Below are 15268 nucleotides of genomic sequence, written 5' to 3'. Positions count from 1 at the left end.
AAAAACCGAATAAGTATTTTTAGAATCCTCCGCACGCAGGGAAATGTCAATGGGCGCCTGCCAGTCCCGCCGCTAATGCTCCGGACGCCAGGCTTCCGTCTGCGTCAGCCGCTTGATGACGGCGGGGCCGCCGATGCCGGACAGGACGGATCGCTCGCCGACGATGACCAGCAGGCTGCGTGCGCGGGAGGCCCCCACGTAGAGCATCTCGCGGGCACGCGCCGGATCAGCGAACCCGTTGACTGCCAGCACCACCACGGACCGTTCCAGTCCTTTGAAACCCAGCACGTTTCCGTAGAACACGTCCTTGTCGTCGAAAAAGGCGTCCCAGTATCCGCGCCAGCCCAGCGCATCCACGTCCTGCTGCTGAACCGGATGCTTCCGCTTGGTGGTCAGCAGGGCCACCTGCTGCGGGGCCCAGCCCTCCCGTTCAATCAGCTGGTTAACCGCATCGTCCGCCCGCTCAATGACGGTGCCGGCCGGTGCCTCGACCAACCGGATCCGGGGGCCGGAGAGGCCCCGGGGAATTGCCAGTTCGGTGGACAGCGCGCCGGACAGTGCAGCGATTTGCCTGGTATTCCTCAGGTTCTCGTTCAGGACGAAGGGCGGCGCCTCGATCGGCGGCCGTCCCTCGCGGCCGAAGATCCGTTGGTCGTCGTCCATGAAGACATACAACCCACCGGCGGTGGGATCCTTCAGGCACACCAGCACGGACTCCCACCAGAGCGCACCGAAGTCCTGGCCTTCATCGACCACGATGGCGTCGAAGAGCTCCGCGGGCGGCTGGACCTTGGCCAGGCGTTTGAGCGTCCGGGGCAGGTAATGCTCGTAGTACTGGTTGGTCAGCAGGCGGGGATCCAGCGGATGGTGCGCTCCCCAGCGCACCGGCAGGTCGTGGAACATGCCCACGTGGGCTGGGCGGTCGGCCGGCTTCCAGCCAGCGGTTTCCGTCTCGAAGTAGCGGGCCAGGCCGCGGCTGTAGCAGAGCAGCGCCACCCGCTTTCCGGCGCGGGCCAGCCGGCGGGCCTGTTCCAACGCCAGCCACGTCTTGCCCGTCCCCGCACCGCCAATGATCCGTGCCCGCGGCTGGTTTTTAAGCACATCTAGAATCGCCGCCTGGTCGCGGGTCATCTGCTCGGCGCGCCCTTCGTGCTCCGCCGCCGCGGAGAGGGCACCGTTGCCCGGCAGTGGGCGGGTCAGCTGCGCCAGAATGCGTTCGGCGACGTCCGGCGTGGTGTCGCCGTCGCCGTCGCCACAGAAGTTGATCGCCTCCCGGACGGCATCGTCCGGATACTTCAAGTCCTGGCTGCCGATCACCATCGCGCGTCTCAGGCCGGGGATATCCCAGTGCCGGGGTACGGACGTGTAGGGAAAGGCCAGCAAATGGGCGAAACGGACCTGCCGGCCAAGCCCCAGCTGGGCGCCGAGATAGCGCTGGAGCATGTGCCGGCCGTCCTGGACCTGGACCAGCGGATCTTTGATGCGGTGCTGCTGGCCGTTGCTGGCCTGGTACCACTGCCCCGCCTCGTAGCTGACATGGCCGCCCTTGACTTCGATCGCCGCGATGCCGACGCCGGGCCAAATGACGAGCAGGTCGATCTCCCGCTCGGTGCCGTTCTCCATGATGTTGACGGAGTGCAGCAGCGCGGCGGACGGCGGCAGCGTGCGCACCAGCGACTCCCAGACCTCGCGTTCGGCATGCCGGTCCCGGCCGAACTCAGGCTGTTCCGGAAAACAGCGCGGCATACCTCCCCCTCACATCAACGCAGTGGCTTACCACAGACTACCTAATGCAAGTCGCCGGTCGTCCTGCGCCGGTCCCCCGCAGGATTTCGGCGGCAGGCCGGCGTGCAATGCTCAGCAAACGTGGCAATTCGTTGCCGTGCCAGCGGCCGTTCTGTAGCGTTAAGCCAAGTGGCAGCTGATGAAGGCGGCGCACGCGGCGCCGTTCCTCAGCGGATTGAGGATGATCATGGCAACTGTAGATGAAACCGTCGAGATCGCCCGGCCCGCCCAGACGGTCTACGCCGAGTGGCTGCGCTTCGAGTCCTTTCCCTTCTTCATGCACGGCGTCAAATCCGTGATCCGCACGTCGGACACCACCCACCATTGGGTCACCAAAGTGGGCGGCGCGCAGCGCGAATTCGACACCACCGTGACCGAGGAAGTGCCCGGGCAGCGCATTGTCTGGAGCGGCGAAGGCGGCGTCAGCCATGGCGGGACGGTGACCTTCGGAGCGGTTGACGCCGACACCACGTCAATGCACGTCCATATCGACTGGCAACCGGGTTCGCTGCTCGAGAAGGCAGGGTCCACTCTGGGCTCGGACCATAGGGAAGTGCGCAACGAGCTCTGGCGCTTCAAGGAATTTGTGGAGTCCGGCGGATCCGAAACCCATGACCTGGGCGACAAGAACTTCTACGGCGGGACCTTTGCGGGCGGATTCCCGCCAAAGCAATCCTCGCAGCCGGACATCCCCCGCAACGAGGACACCTACGCCTACAGCCGCGATCCCGACCTGAGCGAGGCGGAGCGCCGGAGACTGCGCGGCAGGAAACAGGGCCAGGTTCGGGAAGGCCACGACGAACCGAGCGAGTGGGCCGACGATCCGATGCTGGACGACCCGGCGCTGCGCGAACCGCGGACTACGGAAGAGAGCCCCGGTTCAGGCAGTTAGCTGCTTCCGTCCTCACGCCCGAGACCGGCTGCCGTGGTCAGGAACGCGCGCTGATCCGGTCGATGGAGTCCGCGGCCCGCTGCGCCAGTTCCTCGGACAGCGGCGCACTCTTGGCGGATTTCGCGGCATCCGCCTGGCCTTCGGGGCTCAGGACGTAGTGCCCGAAGGCCTTGATCAGGTCCACCTTGCTCTGGTCCTCATACGTGGTGCAGTAGATGTGGTAGGACACCAACATCAGCGGATAGGCCCCGGCCGCGGTGGTCGCCCGATCCAATTCCAGGGCCAGATCGTGCGCCGGCCTGCCCTCGACCTGCTTGGCCTGGTCCAAGGCCGTGGCGGCTGCTTCGGCGCTGACCGGCACAAAGCCATCGCCGACTTTGAGGCTGGCCTTGCCCAGCGGGGCTCCAACGGCGGAATCGTCGGCGTACGTTACGGCGCCCTTGGTTCCGGCCACCATGCTGACGACGCCGGTGGTCCCCTGGGCGTTCTCGCCGGCGAATCCTGCCGGCCACGTGTCGCTCGGCTCTGCCGTCCAGGTATCGGGCACGACGGCATGGAGATACTCGGTGAAGGTCTCCGTGGTTCCGGAGTCCTCGGAGCGGTTCACTGGAGTGACCGGCAGATCGGGCAGCTCAACGCCCGGGTTGTGCTGTGCAATGGCCGGGTCGTTCCAGGACTTGATCTCTCCCTGGAAGATTTTTGCGATGGTCTCGGCGTCCAGATTCAACTCGGTGATGCCCGGGAGGTTGAACGCCACGGCGATCGGTGAAATATACGCCGGGACGTCGAACGCGCCCTCCGGGCCGCAGATCTTCCGCGACCGTTCGACTTCCTCGTCATCGAGATAAGCGTCAGAGCCAGCGAAATCGACGGCGCCGGCCAGGAAAGCGGTGCGGCCGGCACCGGAGCCGTCGGGCGAGTACTGAACCTGCGCGTCGGCATGCAGCAGGCCGAAGCCGGCCACCCATGCGTCCATGGCGGCATTCTGCGACGATGCCCCCGCGCCCGTCAGTGTGCCGGACAGCGAGGAGCCCTGCTCCGCGGCGGATTCTTGCGCCGGACCCAGTGGGTAATCGGAACCGCAGGCGGTCAAGGACAAGGATATGAGGGCGGCGGCCCCTAGGGCGGCCGCGCGGTGTTTCAGCTCAGGCATCCGGACCAGCGTACCGCTGCGTTGGCGCGAACCCAAGGCGCTCCCGTCCAATGCATCGATAATCCTTTCGGGCTGTACTACACACCACACCCTGTGCCCGCGGGCGCGTCAAGGCCCAAAGTGCACAGGACACCTGACAGGATGGAGGCAATGACGGCCGGCGGAAGGCGGAGGGCATGAAAACTGCGGTGCTGATGATCGATTTGCAGAACGCGTACTTCGAGGACCCTGCCTTGGCCAGCCGGCAGCAAAGCGTCGTGGAGGCAGCGAATTTGCTGACCAGGACCGCGACTGCGGCGCAAGTACCGGTGCTGATGGTACGCACCGAACACCGGCGGGACCGCTCCACCTGGACGCTGAGCATGCTCGACGACGACCAGGGTTTCATCTTCGAGGGCACCGAGCAGGCCGCCTTCCTGTCCGGGCTGCAGACGGAAGGGCTGGAAAGCCTCGTCAAGACCCGTGACAGCGCATTTTTCGGCACCGATCTGGCCGAGCGGCTGCGCCGCGGCGGGGTGGAACGGCTGGTGCTAGCGGGCGTTGCCACCCACAACTGCGTGGCCCAGACGGCGGCCGATGCGTTCGCCCACAACTTCCGTGTGGTCTTTGCCAAGGACGTCATTGCGTCGACGAACGAAGAATATGCCGGCTCCATGCTGCAGATCCTCAGTGACGAGTACCGCCAGCCGGTGTTGGGACGCGGCGCCATAGCTGAGCTGTTGGCGGGGGCCCGTGAACGCTAGCCTGCCCCCTCAGTCCTGTCGGTCTAGTCCTGCCCGCTCTGTCCTGTCGGTCTAGTCCTGCGAAAGCAGGTGGCACCAGGAATCCGTCAGTGTCTCCAAGCAGGTTTCGCGGTCCACGAACCAGCCGGACCTGATCCACCGCTGTGACAGGTACTCAAGTTGACCGAAGGCGAGCACGCACCGGATGCGCCGGCTGGCCGGATCAAACCGGTCGGCGCGGTCCAGGCCGGCGGTCATGTCCGCGGCTACGTCGCGGAGCCAATCCTCCAACGTCTTGGCCACTTCCGGTTCCATCGGGGCCGCCTGGTAGACCGCGTGGAGGTACGGGCGGGTCGCCTCCCACTGTTCGAATTTGCGGTTGAGCCAAGTCCGGACCAAGTCACGCTTGCCCAGTTCCACCACGGTTGACAGGGACGGGTCATCCACGCTGGTGAGGATGGCGTCCACGGTCTTGACCACCTCGCCCATCAATTGTGCCTTCGACGCGAAGTGCAGGTAGAAGGTGGTCCTGGTGGTGCCGGCACCAGCCGCGATGTCATCGATGGTCGTGGCCGCATAGCCCTTGGACTCGAAGAGTTCCAGACCGGTATCCAAGAGGAGTTGCCTGGTCTGCTGTTTCTGGACTTCGCGGAGTGTTGCCATGGGTCACAGGATAGTCGTTGGCGGTGCCGGCTCCTGACAGCGCGGCGATTGCGGCGCGGAAAGCGGCTCCGCTGAAACGCCTGCCGCACCCGGAACGACGCGCCTCCGCAACCCTGACGCGGTAAAACGACGCTACGCACGTTCACTTGACACTATGTTGTCTGAGTCACTAGTGTTGTCGCCATCACAGCGTCTAATGCGCCAAGTCACACTGGGTGGGCCCGTCGCAAAGAAGCTTCAGACCACCGGCACGCTAGGTGATACCCGTTCCGCATCCTCAAGGAGTTCCATATGAGCCAGGGCCAGGCGACCGCTTCGTCACCGCAGTCATATCCACCGCCGCATGCGCCGACGGTGGACACCACGCCGGCCCGCACCAAGGGCACTCTGGCCGCCGCCTCGCTGGCGGTCATGGTGGCGCAGATTGCCAACGCACTGCCCGGCGCCCTGAACGGCGAGTTCCAGTTGACCTTTAACACGTTTGGCTCCCAGCTGACCTGGATCACGGCCGCCTTCATGATCCCGGTGGTGGTCTTTGAGCTGACGTTCGGCGTGCTGGGCGACAAATACGGCCACCGCAAGCTGGTCCTCGGCGGTGCGGTACTGGTCATGATCGGTTCGCTGGTCTGCGCAATTTCGCCGACCGTGCAGGCCATGTGGATCGGCTCGGCCATCAATGGTCTCGGCGCGGGCGCCATCTTCCCCGCGTCACTTGCACTGGTCGCGTCGGTTGCCCGGACTATGCAGGAGCGGGTGCGGGGCATCGCGATCTGGGCGGGCTTCCTGTCCGCCGGTTCGGCCCTTTCGCCCCTGCTCGGCGGAATGTTCGCCGGCGTCGGATGGTGGCGCGGTGCGTATGCCGTCGTGGTGCTCACCGGCCTTGCCGCCCTGCTGCTGACCGCGCTGCGTGCTGCCGAGGCCAAGGTGGCCCGGGAGCGCCGGCTGGACATTTGGGGACAGATCACCTTTGCGCTGGGCCTGATCCTGATTCTGTTCGGCCTGGTGCAGGGTCCCGAAGACGGCTGGACCGCTTCCCACGTGCTGACCGCCCTGGTCGCCGGTGCCGTCCTGCTGGCAGTCTTCGTGGTCATCGAACTACGGGTGGAATCGCCGCTGCTGGAACTGAAGCTGTTCCTGAATCGCCAGTTCACCATCGCTTCGATCGTTGCCGTGGTCGGCATGTTTGCCTTCCTGGGCGCCTGCTTCTCCACGAGCATGTGGCTGGGCCCGGTGCAGCACCAGAACCCGCTGTACCTCGGGCTGCTGTTCCTGCTGCTGCAGGGCCCGGCGTTCGTCTTGATTCCGCTGCTGTCCCGGCTCCAGGCGCGGGTCTCCTCCCGCTGGCTGATGACGTTCGGATTCCTCGCCATGAGCGCGGGCGCCTTCATCAACTCCAGCGCAGACGTGACCAACCGCGACGTGACCACCTTTATCCTGCCGTCCCTGCTGGTCGGGCTGGGCTTTGCCTTCACACTGAGCCCGATGACTGCCGTTGCCGTGAACTCGGTGCCGCGGGAACTGACCGGCATGGCCAGCGCCACCACCAACCTGCTGCGCGACCTCGGCTTCGCCCTGGGCCCCGTGCTGGTCGGTGCCATCGCCCTGTCCGCCGCGGGCGGCCAATTGATGGGCTCGCTGCAGACGTCCGGTCTGGCGCCGGACCAGCTGGGCCCGGCGATGGGCATTGCCGAAGCCGGCGGTCCCATCGCCCTCAATAGCATCCCTGAGGGTGTTCCCGGATCGGGCGCCAGCCAGTTCGCGCTTGAGGCCCTGGGCAGCGGATTCACCCACGCCTTCCTGGTGGTTTCGATCGCAGCCCTGGCCGCGGCCTTGCTTAGCTTCTTCGGCCTGCACGGTGTCCGCGGGACCGATCAGGAGGCGGAAGCAGTGGACGCCGCAGCCTAGTCCCTCCGCGGCCCCTCCCCGCAGTAATAAGGAAGCCGGCCATCCCCCTGAGGGATGACCGGCTTCCTTGTGTCGCGCCGGGGAGGACCAGCGAATGCTTAGTGCTCTGCCTCCGGCTGCAGCCGGCGGACGAAAGGGGCACAGGCGATGGCAACGAGGCCCAGGATGCCGCCGACCGTAAAGGCGACGCGAACGCCGTCGACCAGGGCGACGTTGTCCGCGATGCCGCTCGAGGCCGCCATGGTGGTGCCGATGGTCATGGCCGCGATCAGCACGGCGGTGCCGGCGGCGCCGGCCAACTGCTGCAGCGTGTTCATGATGGCGCTGCCGTGGCCGTACTGCTCTCGCGGCAGGGCTCCCAGCGCGACAGTCATCAGCGGCGTCATTAGCATGGCCATGCCGATGCAGAACACCGTGTGGAAGGCCACGATCAGGGCGACCGGGGTGTCAAGGTGGACCCTGGATCAACCCGCCCGGGAGCAGGGCCAAACCGATGGTCAGGGTGCTCAGCCCCATGCCGTTCTGCATGAAGATGGGCATGACCATGACGGTGCCCAGCATGGTCGCCATGGCGATCATGACAATGACCACGGAGATGCGGAAGTTGTGCACCTTGAACGGACGCAAATCCAGCAGATCCGACTCGGTCCTGCGCCGGGCGCGCTGGCGGTTGACGAACAGCACCAGGGAGATAACGCCGACAACGAGGGCGACGAGCGGCGCCCAGGCTCCTTCCAGTAGGTCGGCAATGGAGGAGAGCGCATACACGATGCCGCCGAAGGCGAAGGCGGACAGGACGACCGAGAGGACATCCAGCGGAGCCTTGCGGGTCTCCTTGCCGGTCTTGATCGCGAAGACGCCGAAGAGGAACACGATGAAGGCAACCGGGATCATCAGCCCGAACACCCACCGCCAGTTCAAGGAGTCGATGACGGCGCCGGACAGGGTGGGGCCGATGGCCGGAGCCACGGAAATCACCACGGAGTTGAGGCCCATCATCGTGCCTCGGTGCTGGACCGGAACAGATGTCAGCGTGGTGGTCATCAGCAGCGGCAAGATGATCGCGGTGCCGCCGGCCTGGACGATACGGGCGATCAGCAGGACCGCGAAGATTGGCGCAATGGTGGCCAGCGCCGTGCCCACGATGAACAGCAGCATCGCGGTGACGAAGAGGCTCTTGGTGGTGAAGCGCTGAAGCATAAAGCCGGTGGTCGGAATGACCACCGCCATGGTGAGCATGAAGCCTGTGGTCAGCCACTGCGCGGTGGTGGCCTGGATGCCGAGATCGGCCATCAGGTTAGGCAGGGCGACGGTCAGCACGGTCTCGTTGAGGATCATGATCAGCGCTGACAGCACCAGCGCGGCGATCACGGCGGCGACGCGCTTGGGTGAGACCCTCTCGGGCTCCAGGGCCCTTGCCGCCTCCACCTCTCCGGGTGGAACTTTCTCCTCTAGGACGTCTTTCATGGACACCTTTCTGGTTGCTTAAAGGGGCGGCGGCTTTCGCCTATCTATTACTTACAAAAGTATAAGTATATCGGAAAAGAGAGTGCGGAACCGAACGCCCTCAGCTAGGTTGCCCGATCAGGGCGGCCAAGCGCTGCAGGGCCGGAAGGCTGGCCGCGAGCTGCTCCTGCTCCTGGGGGTGGAGCTTCGCGGCCGCAGCACCGAGTGCCTCTGCCCATGCCGTTTCCAAGAGAGTCCTGATGCGCTGCGATTCCACGGTGGGGTGCAGTGTGACGTAGCGCTTGTCTGCCGCGTCGCGGATGCGGGTCACCAGGCCGCGGGCAACCAGCTCGCGGAGCTGTGTGCTGACGTTGCTGAATTGCCGGTCCAGCCGGGCGGCGACTTCTGCGACGGTGATACCGGGCTGGGATTCGATCACTCGCATGATGTCCACCATGCCGTTCGGCAGCAGCGGGATCCCCGCATTTTCATGCGATTTCCGGCGCACGTCGGACGAGATGTCGATCAATGCCACGGCAAGCCGGCGGTGGTCCATGGCCTGGCCCTGCGCGGCCCCGGGCTGGGAATTCTCCATCCCACAAGCATAAGATGCGGCGCTTGGCAGGACGCCGGGCTGCCGTTGAGAGCCCGCATCCAGTCCATCGATGAGGACCCTAGCCCGCGGGCAGCGTGCGACGTAGCCTGAGGTGACTACCGCCAGGAGGGACGTGCCATGGACCAGGACATCCACAAGTACATCAACGCGCTGGTCGAGAAGGAACAGCAACTGAGGGACTCCATGCCGGACGAGTCCGACAAGGCCTCCGCCCGCGCCGCCGAACTCCGCCGTCTGGAGGAACAGTTGGACCAGTGCTGGGACCTGCTGCGCCAGCGCCGGGCCAAGCGCAAGGCCGGCGAGGATCCCGGCGAAGCGGAAACCCGTCCGGTGGACGAGGTGGAACACTACCGGCAATGACACGATCCGCGCCCCGGTGGTCGGGATCAGCCCGGCCTGCAGACCGGAGCCCTTCACCGCCCTTGGTAGCTGGGTGAAGGGCGGGTTGAAGCGCCCGGTGCTACGCTGCGCCGTCGTGCTTGGGGGCTAAACGCTTAGGCGCCCTTTGACGCCTTGGAGGACTTGGATCCGGACTTTTTCTTGGCGGGGGAGCTGGAGGTGGACTTGGCTTCGCGGTTCTTCTCCACGCTCCGGCGCAGCGCCTCCATCAGGTCCAGGACCTTGCCGCCTTCTTCCTCTTCCTCCACGCCGAAGGTCTTCTCCGTGTCCAGGGCCTCGCCCTGCTCCAGCTTCGCCTCGATGAGGGTGCGGAGTTGTTCCTGGTACTCGTCGGTGTAGTCGGCGGGCGTGAAGTCCGAGGAAAACGAATCCACCAGCGCCGCCGACATTTCCTTTTCTTTGGCGGAGATCCGTACCGTCTCTTCCAAGGACGGGAAACTGGCCTCCCGCACTTCGTCCTCCCAGAGCAGGGTCTGGAGCATCAGGACCTTGCCGCGGACGCGCAGCGCGGCCAGCCGGGTTTTCTGCCGCAGCGCGAACTGCACGATGGCCGTGCGGTCAGTTTCCTCGAGCGTCTTGCGCAACAGCACGTAGGCCTTGGAGGACTTCGAATCCGGCTCCAGGTAGTAGCTGCGGTCGAACATGATCGGATCGATCTGCTCGCTCGGCACGAACTCGACTACTTCGATTTCGCGGCTCTTTTCTACCGGCAGCGACTTGAAATCCTCGTCGGTGATCACCACCGTGTGCTCGCCGTCGTCGTACGCTTTGTCGATGTTCTGGTAGTCGACCGTCTTGCCGCAGACCTCGCAGCGGCGCTGGTACCGGATGCGGCCGCCGTCCTTGTCATGGACCTGGTGCAGGCTCACATCGTGGTCTTCGGTGGCGCTGTACAGCTTGACCGGCACGTTGACCAGCCCGAAGGCCACGGCTCCCTTCCAGATGGCTCTCATGGCACTAGTGAACACCCGCGGGCAATACAAAGCCAGAGGCAAGCCACTAGCCAATCGGGCAGGCGGCGGACAGACTGGCGGTATGGCGACCCGGAAATCCAGCCAGCAGGAGACCGTCACCGTTGACGGACACCGGCTCAGGCTCACCAACCTGGACAAGGTGCTGTATCCGGAGACCGGCACCACCAAGGCGGAGGTCATTGCCTATTACTCCGAGATTGCCGAGTACCTGATTCCGCATGCGGCCGACCGGCCGGTCACCCGCAAGCGATGGGTCCACGGCGTGGGCACCGCGGCCGAACCGGGCCAGGTGTTTTTCCAGAAGAACCTGGACAAGTCGGCGCCCGACTGGGTCAAGCGTCACGCGATTGAACACAAGAGCAATACCAACGTCTACCCGCTGGCCAATGACCGGGCCACCCTGACCTGGCTGGCCCAGATTGCCGCCCTGGAAATCCACGTTCCGCAATGGAAGTTCGGCCCGCGCGGCAAAATCAACAACCCGGACCGGATGGTGCTGGACTTGGATCCGGGCGAGGGCGCCGGGCTGCCGGAGTGCGTCGAGGTGGCGTTCCTGATCAAGGACATTTTGGAGGGGATGGGTCTTGACCCGAGGCCTGTCACATCCGGGTCCAAAGGGATCCATCTCTACGCCGGGCTGGACGGCAAGCAGACGTCAGACGAAGTCAGCCAGGTGGCCCACGAACTGGCCCGCCTGCTGGAGGCCGACCATCCGGACCTGGTGGTCAGCGACATGAAGAAGTCGCTGCGCCAGGGCAAGGTGCTGGTGGACTGGAGCCAGAACAACTGGGCCAAGACCACCATTGCCCCGTACTCGCTGCGCGGCCGGCCGCATCCCACCGTGGCGGTGCCCAGGACCTGGCAGGAGCTGCAGGACCCGGACCTCACCCATCTGGACTTCCGGCAAGTGCTGGAGCGGGTCAAACAGATCGGCGACCCGCTCTCCGGCATGGCCGGCGGCAGCGCCGACGAGGAGTCGCTGGCCGCGGCGCCGGCGGCCGACCGGCTCAGCGTCTACCGTTCCATGCGCGATCCGGACCGGACACCCGAACCGGTGCCGGCGGCCATCGCCCCGCGGGATGCGGACCAACCGGTCTTCGTGATCCAGGAGCACCACGCGCGCCGCCTGCACTACGACGTGCGGCTGGAGCATAACGGGGTGCTGGCGTCCTGGGCCGTGCCCAAGGGACCTCCGGTTACGGCGGGCAAAAACCATCTGGCCGTCCAGACAGAGGACCACCCGATGGAATACGCCACCTTCGAAGGCACCATCCCCACAGGGGAGTACGGCGCGGGGGTGATGACCATTTGGGACAGCGGCAGCTATGAAGTGGAGAAGTGGCGGGATGGCAAGGAAGTCATTGTGGTGCTGCACGGCCGCCCGGACGGGGGCCTCGCTCACGACGGCGGTCCCGCGGGTGCGCGCCGGTACGCCTTGATCCACACCGGCGGCGAGGACGGCAAGAGCAACTGGCTGATGCACCTGATGAAGGACCAGTCTCGTCCTGACGCCGGGACGGTGCAGGACGCACCGTCGAAGGACAAGGACAAGGACAAGGACAAGGACAAGGACGACCAGAGAGTCGCCAGTGGGACGGCGACGCCGGCCGGCGCCGAACCTGCGCCGGGGAATGCTGGGATGCCGCAGCCGGTCAAACCCATGCTGGCGGTCCAGGGTACGGAGGCCTCCATCGACGAGGACGACGGCTGGGCGTATGAGATGAAGTGGGACGGGATCCGCGCCGTCGCCGTCGTGGCGGAGGGCGACGTGCGATTGATCAGCCGCAACGGCCAGGACATGACCAAGACCTATCCGGAGCTCTCGGACCTGCCGGATCACGTACTGGCCCAGACTGCGGTGCTGGATGGCGAAATCGTCGCGCTCGACGCCAAGGGGCGGCCGGACTTCGGCAGACTCCAGAACCGGATGAATCTGGTGAAGACGGCCGATATTGAGCGGGCCGCGAAAAAGTATCCGGTGGAGTATTTCCTCTTTGATTTGCTGGAATTGGACGGAACGGCAACGCTTGGGCTGGAATACTCCCAACGGCGCGAAATCCTCAAGGAAGCGGTGGAAGCGCCCGAGGACGGACACATCCAGGTTCCGCCGGAACTGGACGCCGCCGTGGAAGAAGCCGTTGCAGCCAGCCGGGAGGTCGGTCTGGAAGGGATTATTGCCAAGCGGACGGACAGCACCTACGCGCCGGGCCTACGGACAAGGAGTTGGATCAAGATCAAGCACCTGCTGACCCAGGAAGTGGTCATTGTGGGCTGGCGGCCGGGTAAGGGTTCCCGCGCGCGCAAAGTCGGCTCCTTGCTGGTGGCCGTGCCCGACGGCGTGGAATTGAGCTACCTTGGCCGCGTCGGTTCCGGCCTGACCGAGCGGGAACTGGCCGAGATTGGATCCCGGCTGAAGAAGATGTCCCGCAAGACCCCGCCCCTGGAGGGCGTGCCGGCGGCGGATGCCTCGGATGCGCATTGGGTCCGGCCCGCGCTGGTCGGCGAGGTGCAGTTCAGTGAACGTACCGAGGCCGGGAAGCTGCGGCATCCGGTCTGGCGTGGCTTTCGGCCGGATAAGAAACCGTCGGACGTCGTCGTCGAAATCCCGCAACTCCAGCCCTGACCGGACGGCCCCGGAAGCTTAAAAGTTTTTGCACCGAACCCCTATCATTCTGCGGATGAATCGTTAGTCTTTACCCAGAGGAACTTCAGGGGGAAGTTTCCGGGGGATGTTTCTTGGGGAAGAAGGCAGAACCTCATGGGGAGTTCATTTAAGCCGACTATTCGCGACGTCGCCGAGCGGGCAGGAGTCTCGCTGGCAACGGTGTCTTATGTTTTGTCAGGGCGGCATGGGGGTTCAACCCGGATCAGCGAGCCGACCAAAGCCAGGGTGGTGGAGGCCGCCAAGTCGCTGGGCTACGTGCCAAACCATGCGGCACGCGGCATGCGGCGCGGCCGGACGGACACGGTCGCCGTCGTGGTGGAAAACCTGGATTCGGCCTGGGACCGGCAGTTGGCAGAGGTGGCCAACCGAGTGCTGCCGGAACACGGCTACCGGGTGGTGGTCCTGCTGGGCCAGGAGGCCTGGCGGAACTTCATGCTCTCCGGCGGCGCGGACGGCGCCATTTTGGGCTTCAGCACCGAAACGCCGGAGGAAGACCACACCCTGCGCGACCTCGCGGACCGCGGCGTGGCGCAAGTGGTGGTGTCGCAGTTCCAGCAGCCGGACGGCTTCGATGTGGTCTCCGTTGACGCCGAAGCGGGCATCGCGCAGGCGGCCGCGTACTTGGCCGCCAGGCATAGCCGCATCGCGGTGCTGCACCGCGGCGGGCCGGCCCCGGGTCCCCGGGGTACCCGGCTGGGGCTGTTCCGGCAGGCCATGGCCGACCTCGGCGTCGAACTGGACGAGAACCTGGTCCGGGCAACGCACGGATCGTGGCGTGAGTCGTACGAGGTGACAGGCGAGCTCCTGAAGCTGGCCGATCCGCCCACGGCGTTCTTCACCACCGCGGATCTGGAGGCACTGTGCGTCTCCGGTTCCGTTACCGCGGCCGACCTCCGGATCCCGGAGGACGTGGAAATCATCGGGGTAGAGACCTCTGACCTGGGTCACCATTCCGATCCGCCGTTGAGTTCGGTTGGCCCGGATCCACTGGTGGGCACCGTGGTGGACCTGCTGATCGACCGATTGGAGGGGCGTACGCCGACCAATGGACGCCTGGTTCCGGCGCCGTGGAAGCTGCACCACCGGGGGACCACTGTGGCCGGTGCACCCGGCGAGGCTGCCGCGGACGGCTCGGACGAGGCCGCCGACAGCATTTCCAACGGGGTGCCCTAGCCGAGCTCGCACTAGAGTGCAGGGATGGACTGCACGCGGCACAGCTACGGCCCGGATCCCAGTCAGTACGCCGAGCTCTACCTGCCTGCGCGGCGCCGGTACGCGGCCGTCGTCGTGCTCATTCACGGCGGTTATTGGCGCGCCGCGTACGGGGCCGAGTTGGCACGGCCGTTGGCGGCGGACCTGGCCGGGCGCGGCTGGATCTGTTGGAACGTCGAGTATCGCCGGGCGGGCAACGGCGGCGGCTGGCCGGAAACGTTCGACGACGTTGCCTCCGGCATCGACCACCTCGCCATCATTGCGCAACGGCTGGGATTCGCCGCCGACCACGTGGTGGGGTTGGGCCATTCGGCGGGCGGGCAGCTGGCGGTGTGGGCCGCCGGGCGGGGCCGGCTGCCGGCGGGAACCCTTGGACTGCGCATGCCCGGGGTGGCTCCGCGCGTGCAGTTTGATGCCGTGCTCAGCCAGTCCGGTGTGCTGGACCTGGCGCGTGCGCATGAGTTGGGCCTGAGCGGCGGCGCGGTGGAGAACCTGCTGGGCCGCCACCGGGGAAGGGCTGCGGCGGGCCCCGCACAAGGGCTTGGCGGGGAAGACACCGGACCGGAGGGCGCCGGCCCGGATGGATCCGATCCCTACCGGCTGGCAGACCCGCTCCGGAACCTGCCGCTGCCGGTGCCGGTCTATGCCTTCCACGCGGAGCAGGATGCGGACGTGCCGCGGGAGCTGTCGGAGCGCTATGTTGTCGCCGCCCAAGCGGCCGGCGGCGAGGCCGAACTGATCATCGTTCCCGGGGACCACTTCGACCTGATCGATCCTGCCTCGACGGCCTTTGCCCGAATCCGGCAGGCGCTGGAGCTGCTGGGCTGACGCCGCTG

14 protein-coding genes are annotated in these 15268 nt (G+C 65.9%); 7 read left to right on the top strand and 7 right to left on the bottom strand.

The annotated features are described in order from the left end of the window. Positions 1 to 72 precede the first annotated feature (72 nt). Entirely contained in the window at positions 73 to 1746 is a 1674-nt protein-coding gene (locus AB0N75_RS15655; RefSeq protein ID WP_364651781.1) for an NERD domain-containing protein, read from the bottom strand. Positions 1747 to 1972: 226 nt separating this feature from the next. On the opposite strand from AB0N75_RS15655, the gene AB0N75_RS15650 reads away from it, so the two are divergent. Next, positions 1973 to 2677 (top strand): SRPBCC family protein, encoded by a 705-nt coding sequence (locus AB0N75_RS15650; RefSeq protein WP_364651779.1) that lies wholly within the window; start codon positions 1973 to 1975, stop codon positions 2675 to 2677. A gap of 37 nt (positions 2678 to 2714) precedes the next feature. Here the strand turns inward: AB0N75_RS15650 and pstS are convergent, their stop codons facing one another. Further along, a complete protein-coding gene (gene pstS, locus AB0N75_RS15645; protein WP_364651778.1) occupies positions 2715 to 3830 on the bottom strand; it encodes a phosphate ABC transporter substrate-binding protein PstS in 1116 nt (371 codons plus the stop codon). Between the two features lie 176 nt (positions 3831 to 4006). Here pstS and AB0N75_RS15640 point away from each other — a divergent pair, with 176 nt between their 5' ends. After that, a complete protein-coding gene (locus AB0N75_RS15640) occupies positions 4007 to 4573 on the top strand; it encodes an isochorismatase family cysteine hydrolase (RefSeq protein ID WP_364651776.1) in 567 nt (188 codons plus the stop codon). Between the two features lie 51 nt (positions 4574 to 4624). Here AB0N75_RS15640 and AB0N75_RS15635 read toward each other — a convergent pair whose 3' ends face one another. Then, a complete protein-coding gene (locus AB0N75_RS15635; protein ID WP_364651774.1) occupies positions 4625 to 5215 on the bottom strand; it encodes a TetR/AcrR family transcriptional regulator in 591 nt (196 codons plus the stop codon). A gap of 291 nt (positions 5216 to 5506) precedes the next feature. On the opposite strand from AB0N75_RS15635, the gene AB0N75_RS15630 reads away from it, so the two are divergent. Beyond that, a complete protein-coding gene (locus AB0N75_RS15630; RefSeq protein WP_364651772.1) occupies positions 5507 to 7120 on the top strand; it encodes an MFS transporter in 1614 nt (537 codons plus the stop codon). A 98-nt stretch (positions 7121 to 7218) separates the two neighbouring features. Here the strand turns inward: AB0N75_RS15630 and AB0N75_RS15625 are convergent, their stop codons facing one another. From AB0N75_RS15625 to AB0N75_RS15615, 3 genes are all read right to left on the bottom strand, one after another. Further along, entirely contained in the window at positions 7219 to 7518 is a 300-nt protein-coding gene (locus AB0N75_RS15625; RefSeq protein ID WP_364651770.1) for a hypothetical protein, read from the bottom strand. 49 nt (positions 7519 to 7567) lie between these two features. Then, a complete protein-coding gene (locus AB0N75_RS15620; protein ID WP_364651768.1) occupies positions 7568 to 8587 on the bottom strand; it encodes an MFS transporter in 1020 nt (339 codons plus the stop codon). A 100-nt stretch (positions 8588 to 8687) separates the two neighbouring features. Then, entirely contained in the window at positions 8688 to 9161 is a 474-nt protein-coding gene (locus AB0N75_RS15615) for a MarR family winged helix-turn-helix transcriptional regulator (protein ID WP_364651766.1), read from the bottom strand. Positions 9162 to 9299: 138 nt separating this feature from the next. On the opposite strand from AB0N75_RS15615, the gene AB0N75_RS15610 reads away from it, so the two are divergent. Beyond that, on the top strand, positions 9300 to 9542 hold the full coding sequence (locus AB0N75_RS15610; RefSeq protein WP_364651764.1) for a DUF2630 family protein: 243 nt from the start codon (positions 9300 to 9302) through the stop codon (positions 9540 to 9542). A 134-nt stretch (positions 9543 to 9676) separates the two neighbouring features. Here the strand turns inward: AB0N75_RS15610 and AB0N75_RS15605 are convergent, their stop codons facing one another. Further along, complete coding sequence (locus AB0N75_RS15605; RefSeq protein WP_364651762.1) at positions 9677 to 10534, bottom strand: Ku protein; 858 nt, start codon at positions 10532 to 10534, stop codon at positions 9677 to 9679. Between the two features lie 82 nt (positions 10535 to 10616). Here AB0N75_RS15605 and AB0N75_RS15600 point away from each other — a divergent pair, with 82 nt between their 5' ends. From AB0N75_RS15600 to AB0N75_RS15590, 3 genes are all read left to right on the top strand, one after another. Continuing rightward, positions 10617 to 13178: an ATP-dependent DNA ligase gene (locus AB0N75_RS15600; protein ID WP_364651760.1), complete on the top strand. Its 2562-nt coding sequence runs from the start codon at positions 10617 to 10619 to the stop codon at positions 13176 to 13178. 135 nt (positions 13179 to 13313) lie between these two features. Further along, entirely contained in the window at positions 13314 to 14393 is a 1080-nt protein-coding gene (locus tag AB0N75_RS15595) for a LacI family DNA-binding transcriptional regulator (RefSeq protein ID WP_364651758.1), read from the top strand. Between the two features lie 24 nt (positions 14394 to 14417). Continuing rightward, positions 14418 to 15260 (top strand): alpha/beta hydrolase, encoded by an 843-nt coding sequence (locus tag AB0N75_RS15590; RefSeq protein ID WP_364651756.1) that lies wholly within the window; start codon positions 14418 to 14420, stop codon positions 15258 to 15260. Positions 15261 to 15268 lie beyond the last annotated feature (8 nt).

The sequence above is a fragment of the Arthrobacter sp. NPDC089319 genome (assembly GCF_040684925.1).
Classification (GTDB): domain Bacteria; phylum Actinomycetota; class Actinomycetes; order Actinomycetales; family Micrococcaceae; genus Crystallibacter.
The sequence above is the reverse complement of the archived record's forward strand: the minus strand, read 5'-3'. Positions and strand labels throughout refer to the sequence as shown.

Bases quoted from the DNA above. Each gene is read 5' to 3' on its own strand.
- pstS (WP_364651778.1), bottom strand. From the start codon at position 3,830: ATGCCTGAGCTGAAACACCGCGCGGCCGCCCTAGGGGCCGCCGCCCTC.
- AB0N75_RS15615 (WP_364651766.1), bottom strand. From the start codon at position 9,161: ATGGAGAATTCCCAGCCCGGGGCCGCGCAGGGCCAGGCCATGGACCAC.
- AB0N75_RS15650 (WP_364651779.1), top strand. From the start codon at position 1,973: ATGGCAACTGTAGATGAAACCGTCGAGATCGCCCGGCCCGCCCAGACG.
- AB0N75_RS15610 (WP_364651764.1), top strand. From the start codon at position 9,300: ATGGACCAGGACATCCACAAGTACATCAACGCGCTGGTCGAGAAGGAA.
- AB0N75_RS15620 (WP_364651768.1), bottom strand. From the start codon at position 8,587: ATGAAAGACGTCCTAGAGGAGAAAGTTCCACCCGGAGAGGTGGAGGCG.
- AB0N75_RS15595 (WP_364651758.1), top strand. From the start codon at position 13,314: ATGGGGAGTTCATTTAAGCCGACTATTCGCGACGTCGCCGAGCGGGCA.
- AB0N75_RS15630 (WP_364651772.1), top strand. From the start codon at position 5,507: ATGAGCCAGGGCCAGGCGACCGCTTCGTCACCGCAGTCATATCCACCG.
- AB0N75_RS15640 (WP_364651776.1), top strand. From the start codon at position 4,007: ATGAAAACTGCGGTGCTGATGATCGATTTGCAGAACGCGTACTTCGAG.
- AB0N75_RS15625 (WP_364651770.1), bottom strand. From the start codon at position 7,518: ATGGCCATGCTAATGACGCCGCTGATGACTGTCGCGCTGGGAGCCCTG.
- AB0N75_RS15590 (WP_364651756.1), top strand. From the start codon at position 14,418: ATGGACTGCACGCGGCACAGCTACGGCCCGGATCCCAGTCAGTACGCC.
- AB0N75_RS15635 (WP_364651774.1), bottom strand. From the start codon at position 5,215: ATGGCAACACTCCGCGAAGTCCAGAAACAGCAGACCAGGCAACTCCTC.
- AB0N75_RS15655 (WP_364651781.1), bottom strand. From the start codon at position 1,746: ATGCCGCGCTGTTTTCCGGAACAGCCTGAGTTCGGCCGGGACCGGCAT.
- AB0N75_RS15605 (WP_364651762.1), bottom strand. From the start codon at position 10,534: ATGAGAGCCATCTGGAAGGGAGCCGTGGCCTTCGGGCTGGTCAACGTG.
- AB0N75_RS15600 (WP_364651760.1), top strand. From the start codon at position 10,617: ATGGCGACCCGGAAATCCAGCCAGCAGGAGACCGTCACCGTTGACGGA.